Here is an 18334-nt window from a genome sequence, read left to right as displayed (position 1 = left end):
AAAGCCCCTCAAAAAAGAAACGTCCGATCTCCTTTTGCCATCCAGAACTGCCGTCGCCTCACAACGCCCCCCCGTCATGCTCGTATCAGAAACATTGGAGCCTCACGCCGTACGACGACGCCCCGACAGACTCCCGGCTGATTTTCCGCCTCAGAAAAAGGCTCGCCGCTTCGAGAAGGTGCGCGAAAGCTGCATAAAAAAGGCACAGATCCGTCCGCCATGCAGAACGTCAAACAATGACGACGCCCCAGCGTCAGACAAGAGCTTCTTTCATCACCTGGCCTGACCTTGAGGGGAAAACGACGTCCATCATGAAGACACGATCTTGCAGCGTTCGAAAGCCTTCATCCTGCACTCTGGCGGACTCGAAACCACAGAACAAAAAGCCCTCGTTTCTTGAAAAAACACGCCGACGCGCCATATTCCCTTGAGAAGAATAAAAAAAGCCCGTCAGAGCAAAGTCCGACGGGCTTGAAAGGCGAAGCAGAACGACTCAGCGCTGCTTCGTGGAGATGTTGAACGTCAGGGAGTAGATCTGATGGAAGAAGTTGACGTATTCCACGAAGACATGGTCCGGCACGGTGATTCGGGCGGCGGAGTAGTTCAGAATGCCCTTGATGCCGGCATCAACGAGCTGGGTAGCTGCACGCTGGGCACGTTCCGGCGGTACGGTGATAATGCCGATCTCTATGCCGAGTTCAGGCACCTTTTCCATAAGGGTCTTGGTGCAGTAGACTTCCAGCCCGTAGAGCTTTTCACCGATCTTGAAGGGGTCGCAGTCGAAAGCGCCCACGATGGTGAATCCGTGACGGCGAAATTCCTGATAATTGAGCAGGGCCCGGCCCATGTTGCCCACGCCTACGAGAGCGGCGCGCCACTCGCGGTTGGCATTGAGGCATGCTTTGATGACTTCCAGCAGATACGACACGTAGTAGCCTACGCCGCGAACGCCAAATTCGCCGAAGTAGGCGAGATCCTTACGGACCTGTGACGCGTTGACGTCGCAAGCGCGGGACAGGGGTTCGGATGAGATGACCTGGACGCCGTCCTTGTCCATGGCTTCAAGAACCTGGAGATAGGTGGCGAGCCGCTGAATGGTAGCGCGGGGAATGTGTTCGTATTTAGGAGTCTGATTCATTGTCTTGGCTGGCCGGTTAAAAGAATAGGGGCGGAAAGGAATATATCCTCCCCGCCCGATAAATGCAACTACATCTTCACGAAGAGCAGGATGAGCGCCACGAGAAGGGCATAAATGACGAGGGATTCGATGAAGGCGAGACCCAGGATGAGGGACTGGGAGATCTTGCCGGAAGCGTCAGGATTGCGGGCGATGCCTTCGCAGGCGGCCTTGATGGCAGCACCCTGGCCGCAGGCGCCGCCGGTAGCGGCGAGGCCGATGCCGAGAGCGATGCCGGCAGCGGCGAGACCGAAGCCGCTGGTGACGCCGCCGTCAGCGGCGAAGGCCACGGCAGCCATGGAAACGAGCATGAGGGTGGTCAGGGTCGTAAGAACGATCTTGCGCATGGTGAAACTCCATTACAATTATGAGTGTTGAGGCCGTAAGGCCATTCCCCCGAAGTAGGTCGGCTTAGTGGGCGTGTTCCACAGAGCCCTGGATGTAGATCATGGACAGAATGAACAGGATGAAGGCCTGCAGCACCTTGCCCAGAAGGAAGAGGAAATACATGGGTACCGTGCCGAGCAGTACGCCGACGTAAATGCTGGCACCGAAGCCGAAGAAGATGATGAGCGTCATTTCTTCCGCGAAGATGTTGCCGAAAAGACGGAGCGACATGGACAGCGGACGGGCGAGATGGGAAATGATCTCAATGGGGAACATCAGGGGAATCAGCGGCTTGCTGGAGCCGGTGAAGTGATGGATGTACCCGAATCCCCAGGTGCGGATGCCCACATAGTTGTAATAGATGAACACGCACAGCGCGATGGAAATGGTGGTGTTCAGGTTGGCGGTAGGAGCGTCGCAGCCGGGCACAAGACCCAGCAGGTTCATGGTGAGAACGTAGATGAAGATGGAGGCGAGCAGGGGCACGAAACGGCGACCTTTTTCCTCGCCGAGGTTGTTCAGAACGAACTTTTCCAGTCCGTCCACGAGCGCTTCGAAGAAAATCTGGAACTTGCCGGGCACGATGCTCAGCCTCTTGCGCAGCACGAGGCCGGTAACAAGCAGAATGGCCATGCCGAGCCAGGTGAAGAACACATACTTGGTTTCAATGGTCATGCCCGCGACCGTGATCTGATCCATATGAAAAACGGTCGACAAGAGAAGCGGGTGCGCCAGTCCAGATGCTGCCATGGAAAACCTCCTGTATGTGCCCCAGGCTTTTCAACCCCGGAAAATCAGAGAGACCGGAATGAGTATCATCACTGCAGAAAGGCCGACCGCAAGGGCAGCCGGACTCGCCTGAAAAAAGACTAATGCTATATACACGAAAAATCCGGTAATGAAAAGCCTCAATTGCGATCTGATGAGCAAACCTTTTTTCACAATGCGGGCACGGGAAAGCCCGTTCTTGTCCTCCTGCGGAATGGATGCAGGAAGCGACGCCTGGATAAAAAGGGCAAGTGTATAAAAATTCCAAAAGGATAGCATGGCCATGGTGCCGCTCCAGACCACGGCGGTCGTCCAGGGAAGAAGGGCCATTCCCACGGCGAAAAGCATGAGAGAAAAAAGAAAAAGATTCCTCGCCGCCCGCCGCAGAGGGGCGTGAATGAATCCGCTTCTCCACAGACGGCGGTCCACTTGTTCAATTATGCTCATGCTCATCCTTTTTTCCGTCTTCCTCATACTCCCGAAGCTCCCGACGGAGAGCCTCAAGCGACTCCCCGAGCTCATCGAGATCCCGTTCCGAAGGATCGGCCGTACCGGCAAGTATGGAAGCCGTCAGAACCTCCTTCCGTCCGGCCATGCCCTCTGCGGCGGTGACGGATTCCGCAGTGTCGGGAACGATTGAGGCTTTTGCCGGATCCGGCGCGGCTCGTTTGCGCTCCTTTTCCCCGGCCTTCCGCTCCGCCTCGCGTCTGGCCTTTTCCGCCGCGTCGCGCTCGGCGTTGCTTCTCGCCAGATAGCGGGCGTCTATCCACACGTTGCGGAAGCCTGCGGCAAGGCCGAGCAACAGGCCCACGGACGCACCCACAGGCCAGGAGTCAAGCCATTTGTCCACCAGCCATCCGAGAACGCCGCCCACGATGGGGCCGGACACCATATGCAGTCCCATGGTGCTGGCCGTGCCGAGCAGGCTTATCTGTCCCTTCGGTTCGCTCTGTTTTTTCTCCTCGCTCATGCGGGCCTCCATCCATTAAATGCGCTTGGAGTTGGGCGCTGTCTGTGTTAGGTATCGTCCTGTGCCGATGCCGTCAATCGAAAAGGCCGCAGTCCTTCCGGCGCAGTCTTCGGACGCATCTGCACCTTCCCATCCCTTCAACTCTCTTCCTCAGAGGTTCTCATGCCCATTAAACCCGGCGACACTGTTTCTGTCCATTATGTTGGCACTCTGAACGACGGTTCCGAGTTCGACCGCTCCCGCGAAGGCAGCCCCCTGCGTTTCAAGGTCGGCTCAGGCCAGGTGATTCCCGGCTTCGACAAGGCCGTGACCGGCCATGAAGTCGGCGACAAGTTCTCCGTGACCATTCCCGCAGCGGAAGCCTACGGCGAAAGACAGCAGCAGCTTCTCTTCTCCGTTCCTCTGGACAAGGTGCCGCCTTCCATCAAGCCGCAGGTGGGCATGATGCTCCACGTTTCCACCGATCAGGGCGAGCTTGAAGTCGCCGTTCATGAAGTGACCGACAAGCACATCGTGCTCGATGCCAACCATCCCATGGCCGGCAAAGACCTCACCTTTGCGCTGGAAGTCGTTTCCATCGACTGACTGCGCGGGGCATGAGCCCCTTTTTGAGAACACAGGGCCCGCATGACGGGCCGCTTATCTTTCTTCAAGGAGTTCGCATGAGTTCTGCCAATGCCAGCCGCAGTCATGCCGTTCTTTCCGTCGCCACCAGACGTCATGACGCGGAATTCATAGCGGGAGGCCGCCCCTCGGCGACCGAAGCCCACACCGATCCCACCGAATATTACGGCTGCAACGTCTTTGACGACAAGGCCATGCGGCGCTACCTGCCCAAGGCCGTCTACAAGTCGCTGCGCACCACCATAGACCTCGGCAGACGCCTCGATCCCGCCGTGGCCGACGTGGTGGCCAACGCCATGAAATCCTGGGCCATGGAACGCGGTGCAGACCATTACACCCACGTGTTCTATCCCCTTACCGGCCTCACCGCGGAAAAGCACGACAGCTTCCTCGATCCCGACGGCAAGGGCGGCGCGCTTGCCCAGTTCAGCGGCAGCGCCCTCGTGCAGGGCGAAGCCGACGGCTCAAGCTTCCCCTCCGGCGGCCTTCGCTCGACCTTCGAGGCCAGAGGCTACACAGCCTGGGACGTGACGAGTCCCGCCTATCTCATGGAAAGCCCCGCGGGCATGGTGCTGTGCATTCCCACGGTGTTCCTCTCCTGGACGGGCATAGCGCTCGACAAGAAAACCCCCATTCTGCGCTCGAGTCAGGCCCTGAACCAGCAGGCCGCCCGCGTGCTGCGCCTGTTCGGCGTGAATCCCACCATGCCCATCACCTCCAACGGCGGTCTTGAGCAGGAATACTTCCTCATCGACGGAACCTTCGTGTCGGCAAGACCCGACCTGCTCATCGCCGGACGCGCCCTGTACGGCGCCCGTCCCCCCAAGGGACAGGAATTCGAGGATCAGTACTACGGCGTCATTCCGAGCCGCGTGCTCGGCTTCATGGCCGACGTGGAACGCCAGCTCTACCGTCTGGGCATTCCGGTGAAGACCCGCCACAACGAAGTGGCGCCCAGCCAGTACGAAATCGCCCCCACCTTCGAGTCCGGCAACCTTGCCTGCGACCACAACCAGCTCATCATGACCGTGCTGCGCAAGACGGCCCGCCGTCACGGCATGTCCTGCCTGCTGCATGAAAAGCCCTTCGACTGCATCAACGGCTCGGGCAAGCATCTCAACTACTCCATAGGCAGCCCCGAAGTAGGCAACCTCTTTGCTCCCGGCGACAATCCCCACGAAAATGCGCAGTTCCTCGTGTTTCTGTGCGCCGTCATCCGCGCGCTGCATCGCCATGCGGGATTTCTGCGCGCCGTGGTGGCTTCCGCGTCCAACGACCGTCGTCTCGGCGCCAACGAAGCCCCGCCCGCCATCATGTCCCTGTTCCTCGGCGATCAGCTCACCGACGTGCTCGAACAGTTCCGAGTGGGACAGGTGGTCGGTTCCGCGCACAAGCGCATGATGAACGTGGGCGTGGACACTCTGCCCCCTCTGCCCGCCGATCCCGGCGACCGCAACCGCACGAGCCCCTTCGCCTTCGTGGGCAACCGCTTCGAATTCCGCGCTCTCGGTTCCTCCATGTCCGCTGCCGACTCCCTCGTGGTGCTCAACACCATGATGGCCGAATCGCTGGACTACGCCGCCACCTTCCTTGAAAACGCCATGCACGGCGAACATCTCACCCTGGGCGAAGCCGTGCAGAAGCTCATTGAAAACGTGATGGAGGAAGACAGCGCCGTCATCTTCAACGGCAACGGCTATTCCGAAATCTGGCAGCGTGAGGCCGAACGCCGCGGTCTGCCCAACTATCCCGCCACGCCCGACGCCGTGCCCGTGTTCTCCTCGCCGGAAGTAGTGGCCCTGTGCGAACGCTATCAGGTCTTCTCCCGTCAGGAACTCAAGGCTCGCGAAGACATTCAGCTTGAGCAGTACATCAAAACCGTACACACCGAGTGCAGCCTCGCCATACGCATGGCCCGCACCCAGATATATCCCGCGGCCGTCCGCTACCGTCAGGAGCTCGCCTCCTCGCTTGCCTCCTGCACGGCCCTCGGCGTACCGGCGTCCGCTGACTCGCTGAAGGAGCTTGCCGACGTCATCGCCGGATTCGAGTCCTCCCTGCATATGCTTGAAGAGCGTGCCGGAGAGCTCAACTGGACGCCCGAAGAAGAGCAGCTTCTGCCCGTGGCGCAGACCTGCCAGCACGTCGTTCTGCCTGTCATGGAAGAGCTCCGCCACTGGGCGGACAGACTGGAAACCATGGTGGCCGACGATCTCTGGCCTCTGCCCAGCTATCAGGAAATGCTGTTCATGAAATAAGGGAGGTTCCTCATGCGCATACTCATCATAGGTTCGGGCGGACGCGAACACGCCCTGACATGGAAGCTCAGCCAGCGCCCCGACGTGACCGAAATCTTCGTTGCTCCCGGCAACGGCGGCACGGCGGGCATTGCCACCAACGTGGACATCAAAGACAGCGACATTCCCGCCCTCGTGGCCTTTGCCCGGGAAAAGGCCGTGGATCTCGTGGTTCCCGGTCCGGAACTGCCCCTCACGCTCGGCGTGGTGGACGCCATGAAGGAAGCGGGCATTCCCTGCTTCGGCCCCGTGGCGGCATGCGCCAGACTCGAAGGCAGCAAGGCCTTCGCCAAGGAAGTCATGCATGCCGCGGGCGTGCCCACGGCGGCCGCCGGGGTGTTCACCAGCCGAGCCGACGCCGACGCCTTTGTCGCCGCCCACGGCGCACCGCTCGTCATCAAGGCCGACGGCCTTGCCGCGGGCAAGGGCGTCATCGTGGCCATGACCGACGAAGAGGTCAAGAACGCACTCGACCTCATGTTCGACAACAGGGCCTTCGGCGACGCGGGCAGCACCGTGCTCATCGAAGAATTCCTCAAGGGCGAGGAAGTCTCGCTTCTGTGCTTCTGCGACGGCAAGACCGCACTTCCCCTGCCTTCCGCCCAGGACCACAAAGCCGTGTTCGACGGCGACAAGGGCCCCAATACCGGCGGCATGGGAGCCTACAGCCCCGCGCCCGTGCTTCCCGACGACAGGCTCGACGCCATGGCCGACATCGTGGCACGGCCCATTCTTGCCGAAATGGCGCGCCGCGGCACGCCGTTCACCGGCATTCTGTACGCCGGTCTCATGATGACCGCCGACGGCCCCAAGGTGCTTGAATACAACGTGCGCTTCGGCGATCCCGAATGTCAGCCGCTGCTCATGCGTCTCAAAAACGATCTTGCCGACGTCATGACGGCGTGCATCGAAGGGCGTCTCGACGCCATGAAGCTGGACATCGAGGACCGCTCGGCCCTCGGCGTGGTGCTCACCTCGGCAGGTTACCCCGGCTCCTATCCCAAGGGCATGCCCATTTCCGGCATAGACGAGGCCGAAAGCCTGGACGACGTGCAGGTCTTCCAGGCCGGTACCCGCAGGGAGGGCGAGCGCATTCTTGCCAACGGCGGTCGCGTACTGTGCGTCACCGCACTCGGCAGGGATCTCAGGGAAGCGCAGAAGAAAGCCTATGAAGGCCTCGACCATCTCTCCATGGAGCACAGCCAGTTCCGCAGCGACATCGGTCTCAAGGGCCTGAAACGCCTGGGCCTCGCCTGATTTTCTCTTTCACTCTGCGCCGGAAGCGTCTTTTGCAATGCTTCCGGCGCGTCATGCATCAAGGATTCTCCCATGACTCAAGTTGCCATTTTCATCGGCTCCGCCTCCGACGATTCCGTCGTGAGCCCCTGCGCCGACGTCCTGAAAAAGCTCGGCATTTCCTACCGCTACACCATCACTTCGGCCCACCGCACTCCCGAACGCACCGAAGAGCTCATGAAAGAGCTTGAAGCTGACGGCTGTCAGGTCTACATCTGCGCCGCGGGCATGGCCGCCCATCTTGCCGGCGCCGTGGCCGCCCGCACCATAAAGCCCGTCATCGGCATTCCCGTGGCCGGTTCGACCATCGGCGGGCTCGACGCCCTCTACGCCACGGTGCAGATGCCTTCCGGCTTCCCCGTGGCCACGGTGGCCCTGAACGGCGCGAAGAACGCCGCCTGGCTCGCCGCCCAGATCATCGCCCTGCACGACGAGCGCGTGGCCGGTCTCATCCGCGCCGAACGCGAAGGCTACAAGGCCTCCGTCAGCAAGGCTGCCGCCGAGCTGGAAGCCAGGCACAGCGCTTAATCCTTCTTTCATCCCCCTTTGTTCCTGACCTCCGGCCACGGAACCGCACATCCTTTTACCGTACAGGAGAGATGACCATGGACGCATCCATTAAACAGCTTGCCCGCGAACGCATGAAGGGCCACTGCCGCGTCTGCCCGCAGTGCGACGGCCGCGCCTGCTCCGGCGAAGTGCCCGGCATGGGCGGCCTCGGCACCGGCTCTTCCTTCCGCGCCAACGTGGAAGCTCTGGCCAAAGTGAAGCTTGCCATGCGCTGCCTCCACACCGCGGCCCAGCCCGACACCTCCACTGAAATTCTCGGCCTCAAGCTTGCCCTGCCCCTTCTTGCCGCTCCCATCGGCGGCGTGGCCTTCAACATGGGCGACTCCTCCCAGAATCCCGTGGATGAAGCCGCCTATGCCGAAGCCGTGATCTGCGGTGCCAAAAAGGCGGGCATCATCGGCTGCGGCGGCGACGGCGTGGGTTCTCTCATCCCCGACTGCGCCTTTGCCGCCGTCCGCAAGGCCGAAGGCTGGGGCATTCCCTTCATCAAGCCCTGGGAAGGCGATTTTCTGTGGAACAGACTGGAATCCGCCACGGCCACTGGCTGCCCCGTGGTGGGCATGGACGTGGACGCCGCGGGCCTTGTGACCCTGCGTCTGCAGGGCCGTCCCGTTGCTCCCAAGAGCGCGGAAGAACTGGCGGAAATCGCAAAGTTCGTGCATGAGCGCGGAGCGAAGTTCATGATCAAGGGCGTGATGACCGTGGCCGACGCGCGCATCGCCATCGACGCCGGCGTGGACGCCATCGTGGTGTCCAACCATGGCGGCCGCGTGCTTGACGGCACGCCCGGCGGCGCCGACGTGCTGCCCGGCATCGCCGCGGCCGTTGGCGACAGAATCCCCGTTCTGGCCGACGGCGGCGTGCGTTCCGGCACCGACGTGCTGAAGCTCCTTGCTCTCGGCGCGAAGGCCGTGCTCATCGGTCGTCCCTTCTCCGTGGCCGCCATCGGCGGACAGATCGACGGCGTGGCCGCCTACGTGGCCGACATCAAGGGTCAGCTCACCTCGGCCATGGCCCTCACCGGCTGCGCCGACATCGCTTCCATAAGCTCCGACATTCTGGCCTAGCTCTTTGGCCGGTCCGGACAACCGGACCGGCCCCGGCCCGCATCTCTTCCACGCGATGCGGCAGGACACGAAAAAACGCACAGCATCATTGACAGCATGATTCAAGGCACAGGATTCGACCTTGCGGCCCTGCCGCGCATCAGAACGCTGCTCGAGCGCTACGGCGAGCGCTTTGTCCGACGCGTGCTCACGGGCAGAGAGCGCGAGCGGCTGCCCGTCGCAGCCGCGGGACGCACGGCCTATGTGGCCGGACGCTTCGCCGCCAAGGAAGCCGCCGTAAAGGCGCTCGGCACCGGATTTTCCGGCGGCATAGGCCTGCACGACGTGGAGATCCTCTCCACCGACTCCGGCAGTCCACGTCTTCTTCTGCATGGAGAAGCCGCCGCACGGGCCGAACGACTGGGCATAAAGACCCTGCACGTGTCCATTTCCCACGAGCGCGACGTGGCCGGAGCCGTGGTCATTCTGGAATCCTGACAACATTTCCGCCCTCCCTGCGCAGGAGGACAGGCCGCATGGCGACCGCATTTCTTGAACGCGCGGCATGACCGTTTCCGCCTGCCGCACAGGAGGAAATCATGTTCGTACCCGTTCCCGCACCGGAAGAAATGGCCCGCTGGGATGCCGCGGCCATACGCTCTGGCATTTCTGAAGAAACGCTCATGGAAAACGCCGCACGAGCCGGCATGGATGCACTGCGCGCCCATGCTGCGGAAAAAGGCGTCCCTCTGCCCGAAGCGTCCGTGCTTCTTCTTGCGGGCGGCGGCAACAATGGCGGCGACGCCTTCTGCATGGCGCGCCATCTTCTGGATGCCGGAGCCAGGCCCGTTCTCGTGTGCACCCGAACCATGGAGCAGTACCGCGGCGCTGCCGACCACTGGCTGCGCGTGGCCGCAAGCCTCGGCGTTCCCGTCGTTTCCGCGGAGGCATGGGAAAAGGGCGAAGCAGACGTTCCTGCACGGCCGGACATCGTGGTGGACGGTCTTCTCGGCACCGGCTTTCACGGCGAGCTGAGGGAGAAGGAAAAAAGGCTCATAAACAGGCTGAACGACCTCGACGCGCCCCTCGTTCTTGCCGTCGACATTCCTTCGGGCCTTTCCGCCCGCACGGGCCGTCCCTCGCCAGTTGCCGTACGCGCCCACGTCACCGTCACCTTTCAGGCTGCCAAGCCCGGCCTGCTTCTTCCCGAAGCACAGGAGTTCACCGGCACGCTCGAGGTGCGTCCCATAGGCATGCCGAGGCGCGTGCAGGAAGAAAACCCGCCCTCGTTCCGCACCTGGATTGCCGCCGATTCCCGCTCGTTCGACCGCGGCGCGCCATATAGGCTGGAGCACGGCGTATCCGCCCGCATCGAAAAGCTTTTCGAACGTCCGGCAACACCGTCTTCCCGAGGTCCGGCCCACAAGGGCGCGGCCGGACGGGTGCTCGTGGCAGGAGGAAGCGCCGCCTACACGGGCGCGCCCTGTCTTGCGGCCTGGGCGGCGCTTCGCGCAGGCGCCGGACTCGTCACGCTGGCCGGCCCGAAAAACGTGCTCGACGCCGCCGGACTTTCCATGCCGGCCCTGACCCTGCGCGCCCTCTCCGGTCATGCGCAGGACGGCGACTGGTGCGCAGAGGATGCAGAAGTCATCGCCGACGTGCTGCCCACCTACGGCGCGCTGGTATTCGGTCCCGGACTCGGGCGCAGTGAAGGAGCCTTTGCGTTCACCCGAGCGCTCATGCGCCTTTCCTGCAGGCCCCCCATGGTTCTGGACGCCGACGCCCTGTTCGCCCTGGCCAAGGAGCCGGAGCTTCTCTCGCAGCTTCGCCCTTGCGACGTGCTTACGCCGCACCCCGGCGAGGCGGCCACGCTCCTCGGCATGAGCGTACGCGACGTGCAGGCCGACCGCTTTGCCGCCCTCAAGGCGCTTGCCTCCCTTGCTCCCGCCGTATGGGTGCTCAAGGGCGAAGGCACGCTCATTGCCTGCCCGGGAGAACCTGCCGTCATTTCGCCCTGGCAGGTGCCTCAGCTTGCCGTGGCCGGTTCCGGCGACGTGCTCGCCGGTCTCACGGGCGCCCTGCTCGCCCGCAGCTGCCCTGCCTCTCTGGCTGCCACGCTCGGCGTATGGCTCCACGCCTTTGCGGGCATGCGCCTCTCATATGAATTTCCCATGCGCGGCAACGGCCCGCATGACATAGCCAACACCCTGCCCGCCGTGCTCGGTCTGGCAGGCGAAACGGGGGAATCATGCCCATCCTTCTGAAAAGCCCCGAAGACACCATGGAATTTGGCGCCATGCTGGCGCAGGCCATGACTGCCTCGTCTCTTCGCACGCTCTACCTCTTCGCCGAACTCGGCGGAGGCAAGACCACCTTCACGCGGGGCTTCGTGGCTGCGCTGCCCGGCGGCCAAAACGCCGAAGTGGCAAGCCCGAGCTTCACGCTGTGCAACGTGTACCCCACAAGCCCCGAAGTGCTGCACGCGGATCTCTACCGCCTCTCCGAAGGCGCGACGCTTCCCGAAGAAATGGAAGAAATGCTGGATGAAGGCGATCCCTTCCTCATCCTCGAATGGCCTCAGTATCTGGCCGCCGACCACTACGCGCCGGAAAGACTCGACATTCATCTTGCGCCGGTGCGGGGAAACGGGGCAAAAGCTCTGGACAAGACTGAGGAATCATGCAAAACTTTTCGGCTGGCAACGATTGAAGCCCGCGGCGAAGCGGCTGAAAAGCTTCTGAGCGAGCTCATGGGCCGGCTTGAAAAACGTTTTCTGTCCGCCCACGAGGCTTAACCGTTCCTTATCTCCTTTTTTCAGGATGTCCTATGCGTATTCTTGTGCAGAAATTCGGAGGTTCCTCCGTCGCCGACCTGGAGTGCATGAAAAAGGTGCGCACCAAGGTACTTGCCGCGCTTGAGGAAGGCTACAAAGTAGTGGTGGTTCTCTCCGCCCGCTACGGCCAGACCAACAGCCTGCTGGAAAGGGCCTATCAGTGGTCGGACGAACCCGATCCCGCAGAACTCGACGTTCTGCTCACCACCGGCGAACAGGAATCGGTGGCGCTTTTTTCCATGCTCCTGCGCGACTCCGGCGTGAAGGCCCGCTCCTTCCTGGGCTTTCAGTTGCCCGTCGTCACCGACGATGCCTACGGCAACGCCCGTATCGACACCATCGACGCCGACACCATCAGAGAGGCCTTCAAGACCTATGACGTCGTCGTCATGGCCGGATTCCAGGGCCGCACGCCCGACATGCGTCTCACCACACTCGGCCGCGGAGGTTCGGATACGTCCGCCGTTGCCGTAGCGGCCGCTCTCGGAGACGAGACCCGCTGCGACATCTATACCGACGTGGACGGCGTGTATACCACCGATCCGCGCATGTGCAAGGACGCCCATAAAATGGAGCGCATCAGCTACGACGAAATGCTGGAAATGGCTTCCATGGGCGCCAAGGTCCTGCAGATACGTTCCGTAGAAATCGCCGAAAAATATAATGTTCCCGTCCGGGTTCGTTCCACCTTCTCGAACGATCCGGGCACGCTGGTCACCAAGGAGGACATCATGATGGAGTCCGTGCTCGTTTCGGGCATCGCATTTGATAAGGATCAAGCCAGAGTCACGCTCCGCGACGTGCACGACAGACCCGGTTCTGCGGCCAGCATCTTCAGCCCGCTGGGCAATGCGGGCATCGTGGTGGACATGATCATTCAGACCGCCAGCCGCGACGGCGTCACCGACATGGCCTTCACCGTGTCCCGCAAGGATCTGAAGCGTACCCTCGACGTGCTGGAAAAGGCTGCTCCCGCCTGCAGCAGCATCGAACATTCCTCCAACATCGCCAAGGTGTCCGTGGTCGGCGTGGGCATGCGCAATCACAGCGGCGCGGCCAGCCGCGCCTTCGACGCGCTCTACAAGGCCGGCATCAACCTCATCATGATCAGCACCTCGGAAGTGAAGATTTCCTGCCTGGTGGATGAAGCCGACCTCGAACTTGCGGTCAACGTCCTGCACAAGGAATTCGACCTGTAGTCGTCCGGGCTTCGGCCCGGCCATGCCATATCGACAAAGGGGAGCATGCTCCCCTTTCTTTTTCCACCTGCCGCAAGGATACGGCGAGGCCGTCATGAATCTTCATCTGCCCGTTCCCGTCATCACCGTCCTTCTGCTCATCGGCTCCAACATCTTCATGACCTATGCCTGGTACGGGCATCTGCGTCATCACTCCCTCACCTTTGTGGGAGCCATTCTCGTGAGCTGGGGAATAGCCTTCTTTGAATACTGCCTTCAGGTTCCCGCCAACCGCGTGGGCTACGGCTATTTTTCCGCCGCCGAGCTCAAGACCATTCAGGAAGTCATTTCCCTGACCATATTCGGCATATTCTCCACACTCTATCTCGGAGAAAGCCTTACGTGGAATCATGCCGTGGGCTTTGCGCTCATCGTGGCCGGGGCCTTCTTCGTCTTCAAGGGTTGACGTTTCCGCACGCTGAAGCGTCGAGCCCATTATTCCCGCTGCCGAGCGGATTTTTCTCCGAAGGGGCTTCGCTCAGCGCTTCGGGTTTCGCCCCCATGGCCCGTCCCCATGCTTACGCCTCTCGCCTCCGGGAGACGACGCAACTTTCCAAGGTTTTCACGCGGAATCTGAACAGGACAGAACGATGATCTGCCATGTCGCCCTCTGCACGCCGCCCTACGCCACGCTGAGCTATCTGACGCCCGGAGAATTTCCCGACTTTCCGTGGCGCATCGGCCTTCGCGTGGCCGTGCCGCTCGGCAGCGGGGCCATACGCGCGGGCGTCGTCACGGCCGTATTTGCCGACGACGACAAGAATGCCCTGAAAGACTGCTCCTCCGGGCAGCACGGTATGAAAAAAAACGGGGACATCACCCTGCGCCCCATCACCTGGCCGCTGGAGCTTGCGCCGCTTCTTCCGCAGGACTACATGGAAACCGTGGAACAGCTTGCCGCGCGTCAGTACTCCTCTCCGGGACGCGTACTCGGCAACCTTCTGCCCCAGGGACTGAGAGTCACCGCGCGCATACGCGTACGGCAGTTTCTGCCGGACATCGACGGAAAAGGACGCAAGCCGCGCCTTTTCGCCCTGCGCGACATTCCCGCCATGGACGCCGAAGAGCGGACTTCTCTTGCGCGGGACTTCATGCACGGACGGGCGGAAGTTCTCATGCTGGCCGAAGATGCCGCCGACGGCGAGCTCTGCGCCCTTGCGTGCGATCCGCCGTGGCCGGTGCGCCCCAACGCCGTAAAGCAGCGTGAAATGCTCGACTGGTTGCTGCAAAACGGCGTGGTGCCTCGCAAAAGGCTGCGCGAGGCTCTGCCAGGCAGCGCCCAGACCCTCACGGCGCTCATCAAAAACAAGCTCGTGGAGCTGCGTCCTGCTGCGCCCGACGAAGAGGAGGCGGAACTAGGCGAGGAGCTTCTGCCGCCGCCCGAGCCCCCCTTCCAGCTCACAGACGAGCAGCAGGCGGCCCTCAACGAATACTGCGGAGAAATGGACGCCCTTGCGCGGGATGAAAAGCGCCCCTTTGCCCATCTTCTTTTCGGCATCACGGGCAGCGGCAAGACCGCCGTGTATCTGGAACTCGCCCACGCCTGCCTTCAACGGGGGCGCTCCGCACTCATTCTCGCCCCGGAAGTAGCCATAGCCCTCAAGCTGCGCCGGGATGCCGAACAGCGCTTTCCCGGAATGCCCATATTCTTCTATCACGGCTACCAGAGCCAGCAGCAGCGGGAGCGTACCTTCCGCCGTCTCGCCGCGCGCAGGGAGCCGTGTCTCATCATCGGTACGCGCTCCGCGCTCTTTCTGCCCGTACCGCCGCTCGGAGCCATCGTTCTGGACGAAGAGCACGACGGATCCTTCAAGCAGGAAGACCGCCTTCCCTATCAGGCCAAGGAAGTAGCCTGGGAGCGGGCACGCAGACACAGGGCGCTGCTCATACTCGGTTCGGCCACGCCGGACATCAAGACCTTTCACGCGGCCAAGGAGGGGCTCTTCCCCATTTCACGGCTGACGCACCGCACGGGAGGCGGCACACTGCCCGCCATAGAGCTTGTGGACATCAAGGATCAGCCGGCCTCAAAGCTTCTTTCCCCGCGGGCCGTGGAAGCGCTCAGAGAGACCGTGCAGCGCGGCGAACAGGCCGTGGTGCTGCTCAACCGCAGAGGCTACGCGCCGCTCATGTACTGCCTGAACTGCGGCACCGTGGCAAAATGTCCCAACTGCGACATAGCCCTCACCTATCACAAAAAGCGCGAACAGCTTGTCTGCCACTACTGCGGGCACACGCGCCCCTTTCCCTCGCCCTGTGAAAAATGCGGCGGCCTGAACTTCCTGCCCATGGGGGAAGGCACGGAAAAGCTGGAAGAAAGCCTTGCCGGGGAAGAACTCGCCGGGGCGCTTCCCCCCGGAGGCCGCGTGCTCCGGCTCGACCGAGACAGCACGAGCCGTCCCGGGCGCATGGAAGAGATACTTGCCGCCTTTGCCCGGCAGGAAGCGCAGGTGCTCGTGGGCACGCAGATGCTCTCCAAGGGGCATCACTTTCCCAACGTCACCCTGGCCGTGGTGGCCGACGGCGACATGGGCCTCAATATGCCCGACTACCGCTCGGCGGAACGCACGTTTCAGCTTCTCGTGCAGTCGTCGGGACGCGCCGGACGAGGCGAGAAACCGGGGCGTGTGCTCATTCAGACAAGAGACATTCATCACTACTGCTGGGACTTCGTGAAAACAGGCGACTACGAAGGCTTTTATGAACATGAAATCGCCCTGAGAAGGCAGCGCCGCTACCCGCCGTTCGTCAAGCTGGCGCTTGTCAGGGTCTCCTATCCGTGGGACTGGAAGGATGGACAGAGCCGTGTGAACGCCTTTGCCTCGGCCATTCGCTCCCACGGTCGCGCCCTCGGTCTCACCGTGCTCGGCCCGGCTCCTGCGCCGCTCTCCCGTATTCAGGGCCGCATGCGCTTTCAGTGCCTCATGAAGGCCGATTCCTGGCAGCACGTTCGTCAGGCCTACGCGCTCGCCCTGAGAGCCCTCGGCAACATGCCTCACGAGCTCAGAATCTCCCTCGACCTCGATCCTGTGAACATGCTGTAGCCTGCCGAGTGCCCGAAATTCTTCCTCTGCAAAGCCCTTGCCTTTCCAAAAGGCTCCGTTTTCCGGAAGCGTGTCATGCCGGAGAAACGCAAAAAGGCCGGGTCTCCCGCAGACGGGACGACTCCGGCCTTCATGACTGACGAAAACCGACCGATCAGAACTTATACACGTCCAGAGAAATGGCGGAAGAAGGCTGACCGTCATCGCCGGGGAACACGCGGGCGCGCACCTTGTCGCCCTTCTTGAGGTCGGCGATGCCCTTCTTGGTGTCCCAGGTGAAGATGTCGGCGTACACGTTTTCCACCAGCGTGTTGTCCGTCACCTTGATGGTGGAAACTTCGCCCTGCTTGTCCTTGAGGGTGAAGGTACCTTTCTTGACGTCAACGCTTTCCACCACGCCGCGTTCCACGACGAACAGCGGGAAGGTGACCACGATTTCCTCGCTGGGAGCCACAATGACGAAGGGAGTGTCGGCCACCGTCTGCTTCTCCGCCTTGGGAGCGGGAGCGGAATCGGCAGCAAAAGCCATTGCGGGAGCCAGAAGGATACCACAGCAGAAACCGGTGAACAGAGTCTTGATGCGCATAAGTTCCTCACTTGTTGATCATTGGAGGAACGGCACGCCTCCGGTCACAAGAGCGTCATGCAGCAGATGGCGCAGCCTGTCCGCCATGGGACCGGGACGGCCGTCGCCTACAGGCTTGCCGTTGTAGTGCGTGACCGCCACGCACTCGCATGTAGTACCAAGTACCAGAATCTCGGAGGCCTGTTCTACTATTTCTTCAGTGATATCAGTGATAACTACGGGCATGAAGGATTTTGCGATCTCCATGGCGCGTATGGCCGTGGTCCCAGGAAGCGCATGACGGAACCTGGGCATGAGCATGCGGCCTTCCCTGTCCACCAGCGCCACGTTGGCAATGGCCGCCTCGGCAAGAAAACCGTCGTCATCAAAGGAAAACGTGAGGTCCACGCCCTGTTCCCGGGCTTCCTTTGCCATGAGCGCATTGGCGAGGTAGTTGGTGGACTTTATCCGGGCAAGCCACTCCTGCTTGGCCGGAATCGCACTTCGTGCCGCCGTAAGCCCCTTCTGCCAGAAAGCCCCGGGAAGAGGCTTCCCGCGGGTGGCCACGATGTACAGACTGCTTTCCAGGCATTCCGCAGGATCTACGCCGAGCCCGCCGCAGCCGCGACCGAGCAGCACCTTGAGGCCGCCGTACGGTTCGCCTCCGGCCTTTGCCACGTCGAGCATGAGGGAGCGTACCTCTTCCCACGGACAGGGCGGAAGCAGCGACAGCGTGGAGGCGGAATGCTTCATGCGTTCAAGATGGGCGTCGAGCTGCACGATGCGGCCTTCAAGAAAGGTAAGACTTTCAAAAATGGCGTCGCCGCGGTGCACCATATGGTCGTCCAGCGGCACGAGCAGCAGACGGGGATCCCGGCAGATCGCTCCCATGCGATGTTCGTAAAAGGCCGTGACACTGGCCGCGCCCCTGCGCGGCAGCTCCATGAGCTTTGCCGTCCACTCGGCGGCGTTTATGACGGGAACAGACATGACACACTCTCCATGGCTGGCTCAAAAGCCAGGATTTCCGCGCCGGAGCGGCACACCTGGGGCAGACGCGGCATGGCGTTGCCCAAAACTTCCGTGCACACGGCCGGCGCAGCGGCGGAACTTGCAACGGCGCGCCGCAACTGTAACACTGCTCTAGCTCAAAAACAGGCGGGAGTACAGGCATGAGCCCTCTTTCAGGCACGAAAAAAGGCCTGCCGAAGCAGGCCCTTCTTGCACGGGACACCGCCCTGGACTACGCCTCTTCACCGCCGTTGAGTTCCATGCGGAACTTGCGGGAGAGACGGAACACCACCACCTTGCGCGGAGGCAGAGTGATGGATTCGTCAGTCTGCGGGTTGCGTCCCTTGCGGGCGTTTTTGTCGTAGGCTTCAAACTTCCCGAAACCGCTGATGAGAAGCGCGTCATCCTTCTTGATGGCCTGCTTCATCAGTGCAAGCAGATTTTCAACGATATTCTTCACTTCCGCACGGTTGCGGCCGAGATTCTTGTCATTGTACACCGCTTCCAC

Annotated in this window: 19 protein-coding genes; 11 read left to right on the top strand and 8 right to left on the bottom strand. The window is 61.8% G+C overall.

Going from position 1 to position 18334, the window contains the following annotated elements; translation table 11 throughout:
* Positions 1 to 493 precede the first annotated feature (493 nt).
* The 5 genes from Q0J81_RS01460 to Q0J81_RS01440 all read right to left on the bottom strand — a co-directional run bounded on the left by Q0J81_RS01460 (position 494) and on the right by Q0J81_RS01440 (position 3302).
* A complete protein-coding gene (locus Q0J81_RS01460; protein WP_077074016.1) occupies positions 494 to 1138 on the bottom strand; it encodes a redox-sensing transcriptional repressor Rex in 645 nt (214 codons plus the stop codon).
* A gap of 68 nt (positions 1139 to 1206) precedes the next feature.
* Entirely contained in the window at positions 1207 to 1524 is a 318-nt protein-coding gene (atpE, locus tag Q0J81_RS01455) for an ATP synthase F0 subunit C (protein WP_294445632.1), read from the bottom strand.
* A 64-nt stretch (positions 1525 to 1588) separates the two neighbouring features.
* Positions 1589 to 2314 carry a F0F1 ATP synthase subunit A gene (gene atpB / locus Q0J81_RS01450; RefSeq protein ID WP_294445630.1) on the bottom strand — a complete coding sequence of 242 codons (726 nt, stop codon included), beginning with the start codon at positions 2312 to 2314 and terminating at the stop codon, positions 1589 to 1591.
* Positions 2315 to 2344: 30 nt separating this feature from the next.
* A complete protein-coding gene (locus Q0J81_RS01445) occupies positions 2345 to 2779 on the bottom strand; it encodes a hypothetical protein (RefSeq protein WP_294445629.1) in 435 nt (144 codons plus the stop codon).
* Positions 2766 to 3302, bottom strand: coding sequence for an AtpZ/AtpI family protein (locus Q0J81_RS01440; RefSeq protein WP_294445628.1), 537 nt, complete (start codon positions 3300 to 3302; stop codon positions 2766 to 2768). Before Q0J81_RS01440 ends, Q0J81_RS01445 begins: the two co-directional genes overlap by 14 nt.
* Positions 3303 to 3464: 162 nt before the next feature.
* On the opposite strand from Q0J81_RS01440, the gene Q0J81_RS01435 reads away from it, so the two are divergent.
* From Q0J81_RS01435 to priA, 11 genes are all read left to right on the top strand, one after another.
* The gene (locus tag Q0J81_RS01435) at positions 3465 to 3887 is read left to right on the top strand and encodes a peptidylprolyl isomerase (RefSeq protein WP_294445627.1); all 423 of its coding nucleotides are present in this window, start codon (positions 3465 to 3467) and stop codon (positions 3885 to 3887) included.
* A gap of 77 nt (positions 3888 to 3964) precedes the next feature.
* Positions 3965 to 6184: a glutamine synthetase III gene (locus tag Q0J81_RS01430; protein ID WP_294445626.1), complete on the top strand. Its 2220-nt coding sequence runs from the start codon at positions 3965 to 3967 to the stop codon at positions 6182 to 6184.
* A gap of 12 nt (positions 6185 to 6196) precedes the next feature.
* Complete coding sequence (gene purD, locus Q0J81_RS01425; RefSeq protein ID WP_294445625.1) at positions 6197 to 7480, top strand: phosphoribosylamine--glycine ligase; 1284 nt, start codon at positions 6197 to 6199, stop codon at positions 7478 to 7480.
* A 72-nt stretch (positions 7481 to 7552) separates the two neighbouring features.
* Entirely contained in the window at positions 7553 to 8047 is a 495-nt protein-coding gene (gene purE / locus Q0J81_RS01420) for a 5-(carboxyamino)imidazole ribonucleotide mutase (RefSeq protein WP_294445624.1), read from the top strand.
* A 77-nt stretch (positions 8048 to 8124) separates the two neighbouring features.
* Positions 8125 to 9156 (top strand): alpha-hydroxy-acid oxidizing protein, encoded by a 1032-nt coding sequence (locus Q0J81_RS01415; RefSeq protein WP_294445623.1) that lies wholly within the window; start codon positions 8125 to 8127, stop codon positions 9154 to 9156.
* Between the two features lie 96 nt (positions 9157 to 9252).
* On the top strand, positions 9253 to 9633 hold the full coding sequence (acpS, locus tag Q0J81_RS01410; RefSeq protein WP_294445622.1) for a holo-ACP synthase: 381 nt from the start codon (positions 9253 to 9255) through the stop codon (positions 9631 to 9633).
* A 101-nt stretch (positions 9634 to 9734) separates the two neighbouring features.
* Complete coding sequence (locus Q0J81_RS01405) at positions 9735 to 11399, top strand: NAD(P)H-hydrate dehydratase (protein WP_294445621.1); 1665 nt, start codon at positions 9735 to 9737, stop codon at positions 11397 to 11399.
* Positions 11384 to 11929, top strand: a complete 546-nt coding sequence (locus Q0J81_RS01400; protein WP_294445620.1) for a tRNA (adenosine(37)-N6)-threonylcarbamoyltransferase complex ATPase subunit type 1 TsaE — start codon at positions 11384 to 11386, stop codon at positions 11927 to 11929. Before Q0J81_RS01405 ends, Q0J81_RS01400 begins: the two co-directional genes overlap by 16 nt.
* Before the next feature lie 32 nt (positions 11930 to 11961).
* A complete protein-coding gene (locus Q0J81_RS01395) occupies positions 11962 to 13167 on the top strand; it encodes an aspartate kinase (RefSeq protein WP_294445619.1) in 1206 nt (401 codons plus the stop codon).
* Between the two features lie 94 nt (positions 13168 to 13261).
* Complete coding sequence (locus Q0J81_RS01390) at positions 13262 to 13612, top strand: DMT family protein (protein WP_294445617.1); 351 nt, start codon at positions 13262 to 13264, stop codon at positions 13610 to 13612.
* Between the two features lie 184 nt (positions 13613 to 13796).
* Positions 13797 to 16250: a primosomal protein N' gene (gene priA, locus Q0J81_RS01385; RefSeq protein WP_294445616.1), complete on the top strand. Its 2454-nt coding sequence runs from the start codon at positions 13797 to 13799 to the stop codon at positions 16248 to 16250.
* 154 nt (positions 16251 to 16404) lie between these two features.
* Here the strand turns inward: priA and Q0J81_RS01380 are convergent, their stop codons facing one another.
* The 3 genes from Q0J81_RS01380 to Q0J81_RS01370 form a co-directional block, all read right to left on the bottom strand.
* Positions 16405 to 16836 carry a hypothetical protein gene (locus Q0J81_RS01380; protein WP_294445615.1) on the bottom strand — a complete coding sequence of 144 codons (432 nt, stop codon included), beginning with the start codon at positions 16834 to 16836 and terminating at the stop codon, positions 16405 to 16407.
* An 18-nt stretch (positions 16837 to 16854) separates the two neighbouring features.
* Positions 16855 to 17805 (bottom strand): aminotransferase class IV, encoded by a 951-nt coding sequence (locus Q0J81_RS01375; protein WP_294445614.1) that lies wholly within the window; start codon positions 17803 to 17805, stop codon positions 16855 to 16857.
* A 253-nt stretch (positions 17806 to 18058) separates the two neighbouring features.
* A partial coding sequence (locus Q0J81_RS01370) for an HU family DNA-binding protein (RefSeq protein ID WP_294445613.1) occupies positions 18059 to 18334 on the bottom strand: 276 nt, incomplete at its 5' end.

The sequence above is a fragment of the uncultured Mailhella sp. genome (assembly GCF_944324575.1).
Taxonomy (GTDB): Bacteria; Desulfobacterota; Desulfovibrionia; order Desulfovibrionales; family Desulfovibrionaceae; genus Mailhella.
This window is presented reverse-complemented; position numbering and strand designations above follow the sequence as displayed.

Excerpts from the sequence above, each read along its gene's own strand:
- Q0J81_RS01460 (WP_077074016.1), bottom strand. The coding sequence starts at position 1,138 with ATGAATCAGACTCCTAAATACGAACACATTCCCCGCGCTACCATTCAG.
- atpE (WP_294445632.1), bottom strand. The coding sequence starts at position 1,524 with ATGCGCAAGATCGTTCTTACGACCCTGACCACCCTCATGCTCGTTTCC.
- atpB (WP_294445630.1), bottom strand. The coding sequence starts at position 2,314 with ATGGCAGCATCTGGACTGGCGCACCCGCTTCTCTTGTCGACCGTTTTT.
- Q0J81_RS01445 (WP_294445629.1), bottom strand. The coding sequence starts at position 2,779 with ATGAGCATAATTGAACAAGTGGACCGCCGTCTGTGGAGAAGCGGATTC.
- Q0J81_RS01440 (WP_294445628.1), bottom strand. The coding sequence starts at position 3,302 with ATGAGCGAGGAGAAAAAACAGAGCGAACCGAAGGGACAGATAAGCCTG.
- Q0J81_RS01435 (WP_294445627.1), top strand. The coding sequence starts at position 3,465 with ATGCCCATTAAACCCGGCGACACTGTTTCTGTCCATTATGTTGGCACT.
- Q0J81_RS01430 (WP_294445626.1), top strand. The coding sequence starts at position 3,965 with ATGAGTTCTGCCAATGCCAGCCGCAGTCATGCCGTTCTTTCCGTCGCC.
- purD (WP_294445625.1), top strand. The coding sequence starts at position 6,197 with ATGCGCATACTCATCATAGGTTCGGGCGGACGCGAACACGCCCTGACA.
- purE (WP_294445624.1), top strand. The coding sequence starts at position 7,553 with ATGACTCAAGTTGCCATTTTCATCGGCTCCGCCTCCGACGATTCCGTC.
- Q0J81_RS01415 (WP_294445623.1), top strand. The coding sequence starts at position 8,125 with ATGGACGCATCCATTAAACAGCTTGCCCGCGAACGCATGAAGGGCCAC.
- acpS (WP_294445622.1), top strand. The coding sequence starts at position 9,253 with ATGATTCAAGGCACAGGATTCGACCTTGCGGCCCTGCCGCGCATCAGA.
- Q0J81_RS01405 (WP_294445621.1), top strand. The coding sequence starts at position 9,735 with ATGTTCGTACCCGTTCCCGCACCGGAAGAAATGGCCCGCTGGGATGCC.
- Q0J81_RS01400 (WP_294445620.1), top strand. The coding sequence starts at position 11,384 with ATGCCCATCCTTCTGAAAAGCCCCGAAGACACCATGGAATTTGGCGCC.
- Q0J81_RS01395 (WP_294445619.1), top strand. The coding sequence starts at position 11,962 with ATGCGTATTCTTGTGCAGAAATTCGGAGGTTCCTCCGTCGCCGACCTG.
- Q0J81_RS01390 (WP_294445617.1), top strand. The coding sequence starts at position 13,262 with ATGAATCTTCATCTGCCCGTTCCCGTCATCACCGTCCTTCTGCTCATC.
- priA (WP_294445616.1), top strand. The coding sequence starts at position 13,797 with ATGATCTGCCATGTCGCCCTCTGCACGCCGCCCTACGCCACGCTGAGC.
- Q0J81_RS01380 (WP_294445615.1), bottom strand. The coding sequence starts at position 16,836 with ATGCGCATCAAGACTCTGTTCACCGGTTTCTGCTGTGGTATCCTTCTG.
- Q0J81_RS01375 (WP_294445614.1), bottom strand. The coding sequence starts at position 17,805 with ATGTCTGTTCCCGTCATAAACGCCGCCGAGTGGACGGCAAAGCTCATG.